The 3,318-nt window shown below is 69.2% G+C and carries 4 protein-coding genes; all 4 read right to left on the bottom strand.

What is annotated here, in order from left to right; translation table 11 throughout:
- Positions 1 to 600, bottom strand: a 600-nt coding sequence (locus ACOADB_RS03685) for a chromosome segregation SMC family protein (RefSeq protein WP_378596580.1), incomplete at its 3' end; no start/stop codon positions are given.
- A 114-nt stretch (positions 601 to 714) separates the two neighbouring features.
- Positions 715 to 1,986 (bottom strand): MFS transporter, encoded by a 1,272-nt coding sequence (locus ACOADB_RS03690; protein WP_378596581.1) that lies wholly within the window; start codon positions 1,984 to 1,986, stop codon positions 715 to 717.
- A gap of 158 nt (positions 1,987 to 2,144) precedes the next feature.
- Positions 2,145 to 2,333 (bottom strand): hypothetical protein, encoded by a 189-nt coding sequence (locus ACOADB_RS03695; protein WP_056714224.1) that lies wholly within the window; start codon positions 2,331 to 2,333, stop codon positions 2,145 to 2,147.
- Positions 2,334 to 2,397: 64 nt separating this feature from the next.
- Positions 2,398 to 3,300 (bottom strand): bifunctional DNA-formamidopyrimidine glycosylase/DNA-(apurinic or apyrimidinic site) lyase, encoded by a 903-nt coding sequence (mutM, locus tag ACOADB_RS03700; RefSeq protein ID WP_378596608.1) that lies wholly within the window; start codon positions 3,298 to 3,300, stop codon positions 2,398 to 2,400.
- Positions 3,301 to 3,318: the final 18 nt, after the last annotated feature.

Consider the following 3,318-nt stretch of genomic DNA (forward strand, 5'->3'; position numbering starts at 1 on the left):
GCGGCGGATCTCGCTCAGCAGGTCGTTGAGGCGGGTCAGGTTGCCCTCGGTGGAGTCGAGCTTGCGGAGCGCCTTCTCCTTGCGCTTGCGGTGCTTGAGCACACCGGCCGCTTCCTCGATGAACCCGCGCCGGTCCTCCGGCGTCGCGTGCAGGATCTGGTCCAGCTGGCCCTGGCCGACGATGACGTGCATCTCGCGGCCGATCCCGGAGTCGCTGAGCAGCTCCTGGACGTCGAGCAGCCGGCACGACGTGCCGTTGATGGCGTACTCCGAGCCGCCCGTGCGGAACATCGTGCGGCTGATCGTGACTTCGGAGTAGTCGATCGGGAGCGCGCCGTCGGAGTTGTCGATGGTCAGCATCACCTCGGCGCGACCGAGCGGCGGACGTCCCGTCGTACCGGCAAAGATGACGTCGTCCATCTTCCCGCCGCGCAGGCTCTTGGCGCTGGCCTCACCCATCACCCAGGCGAGGGCGTCGACGACGTTCGACTTGCCGGAGCCGTTGGGGCCCACGATGCAGGTGATGCCCGGCTCCAGCTGCAGGGTCGTCGCGGACGCGAAGGACTTGAACCCCTTGAGGGTCAGGCTCTTCAGATACACGCAATCTCCCTAGCTTGATCCAATGCACACGTGTCGGTGTGCCGGACACAGGCGGTCGATCCTGTCACCTCGTGCAGGAAAGGACCGTCGCGGGGGAAGCTCGGCGGACTCAGGCTACCGCGCGACCCCGTCGGTTTCGTGCATCCGGGTGTCCCCGGTGTCCCGGTCGGCGTGCGCGATGTGGGCGAGCTGTCGCCACACGAGGGCGAGCGTCATCCCCGACCCGACGAAGGCGAACCAGAACGGCGCCGTCACGCCGCCGTGCTCACCGATCACACCACCGAGCGCACTGCCGATGACGACGCCTCCGAAGATCGCCACGCTGTAGACCGAACCGACCCGTCCCTGGAACTCCGTCGGCACCGCCCGCTGCCGGATCGCCTGCGACATCGTGCCCCACACGAAGGCGTAGACCCCGAAGCCGAACATGATGACCAGCGCCACCCACGCCACGGTCGTGACAGCGAACGCCAGGTGCATGACGACCTCGATGGCCAGGCAGGCGCGCATCAGGGTGGCGAGCGGGACGTGCCGCTCGAGCCAGCCGTAGAGGAACGTGCCCACCAGGCCCCCGGCAGCGGCCGCCGAGGTGAGCAGCCCGTAGCCCACCGGCCCCATGTCGAGCACGTCGAGCGAGTAGAGGACCAGGATCGACCAGGCCGCCGCCCAGGTGATGTTGAAGGTGACGATCACGAGCGCGAGGGTCCGGACCGGCGGGTGTCCCATCAGCCAGCGCAGGCCGTCGCCGATGTCCTTCAGGACATGGGTGTCCACGTCGCCACGCACGGGCCCGGCCGGCAACGCGATCCGCGTGACCAGGAGGACGGCGAGCAGCCCGCAGGCCACCTGGACGCCGAAGGGCACCACCATCCCGACCGCGAACAGGGCCGCACCGATGGGAGCGCCCACGAACTGGTTGAGCGTGATGTACCCGGCCTGCAGCCGGGCGTTGGCGATCCCGAGGTCGGCCTTGTCGACCATCATCGGCAAGAAGGTGCGGTACGCCGTGTCGGCGAAGACCTCCGCGGTACCGAGCACGAACATCGCGACCAGGACGACCGCGATGCTGACGACACCAGTGACGATCGAGGCACACAGGACGACGAGCACCGCTGCCCGGAGCAGGTTGGCGACGATGACGATCCGCTTGCGGTCGAGCCGGTCGGCCACCGCGCCGGCGAAGAGCCCGAACAGCAACCACGGGAGGCTCTGCAGCAGCATCGCCATCGAGACCAGCACCGGCGACCGGGTCTGGGAGGCGACGAGGAGCGGCCCGGCGGCCATCGCGATGCCGTCGCCGAGGTTGCTCACCCAGGTCGACGCCATGAGTCGCCGGAAGCCCTGCCCCAGACGGGCCGGTGCGACGACGTCGAGGACCCGGCTCACAAGGTCAGGACGCTATGCCTGTCGGGTGACGACCGCCACTGGATAACGGGCGACCTGGCTCCGGGGAGATGAATCGGACCACCGTCGCGGGGCGAGGGTGGTCCGGGGTGGTGCACCTGAGGTGGCAGGAGGCCCTGCCGGCAGGAGTCAGCTACAAGTCACGCCGGCTGCATGTCGCCGGTCAGGATCTCGGCAGCACGCGCCGACACCAACTTGTCGTTCTCCTCGGAGAGACGGAGGACGAGGGACTCCAACTCGGCGACCCGGGTGCGCAGGCGAGAATTCTCGAGTGCGAGACGGGGGTCGCGGAGGTCGCTGTTCAGGTGACCGATCAGCGCCTTGGCCATGAAGTTGAGCCTTCCGGTTCGAGGGTCGCCCCGAGAGTTGGGGGCCGTCTACAAGAGTCCCACTTCAGCGTGCGCGGGTCAATCTCGGAGCGCTCCGTGGCACGGGTTGGCATCGCGGGCAGAAGTACGACGACCGATTCATGAACGCGACCCTGCGGATCGCCGTTCCGCAGCGGTCGCAGGGCTCGTCCTCGCGCCCGTAGGCGTGCAGGGAGCGGTCGAAGTAGCCCGATTCGCCATTGACGTTGACGTACAACGCGTCGAACGACGTACCGCCCTGGGCGAGCGCAGCGCCCATCACCTCGCGGGCGTGGCGCAGCAGCTCGACAGCCTGCTTGCGGGTGAGCCGGTCCCCCGGCCGTTCCCCGTGCAGGCCGGCGCGCCACAGCGCCTCGTCGGCGTAGATGTTGCCGACGCCGGAGACCAGGCCCTGGTCGAGGAGCAGTCGCTTCACACCGGACGTCCGCTTGCGCAGGCGGGCGATGAAGAGCTCGTCGTCGAACTCCGGATCCATCGGGTCGCGTGCGATGTGGGCGATCTCGGGTGGCAGCTCGGCGCCACCCACCGAGACCGAGAGGCCGCCGAACATCCGCTGGTCGACGAACCGGAGTTCCTGGTCTCGAGACGGTTGCTGAGCAACCTGCTCGACCTGCGGGGTGCTGAGCAGGAACCGGACGCGCAGGTGGCGCTCGGGCGGGGCGTCGACCGGCTGCACCAGCATCTGGCCGCTCATCCCGAGGTGGCCGAGGATCGCGTTGCCGTCGTCGAGAGGCAGCCAGAGGTACTTGCCCCGCCGGCGGGCCCCGTCGATGCGGCGGCCGGTCAGCGCGGCCGCGAAGCCCGCGGCGCCGGAGGGGTGGCGTCGTACGGGACGGTCGTGGAGGACGTCGATCGCGGTGATCGTGGCGCCGACGACGTGACGCTCGAGCCCGGCGCGGACGACCTCGACCTCGGGAAGCTCAGGCACGGCGGAAGCGGTGGTGGG

It is taken from the genome of Nocardioides sp. CPCC 206348 (genome assembly GCF_048654705.1).
GTDB lineage: Bacteria > Actinomycetota > Actinomycetes > Propionibacteriales > Nocardioidaceae > Nocardioides.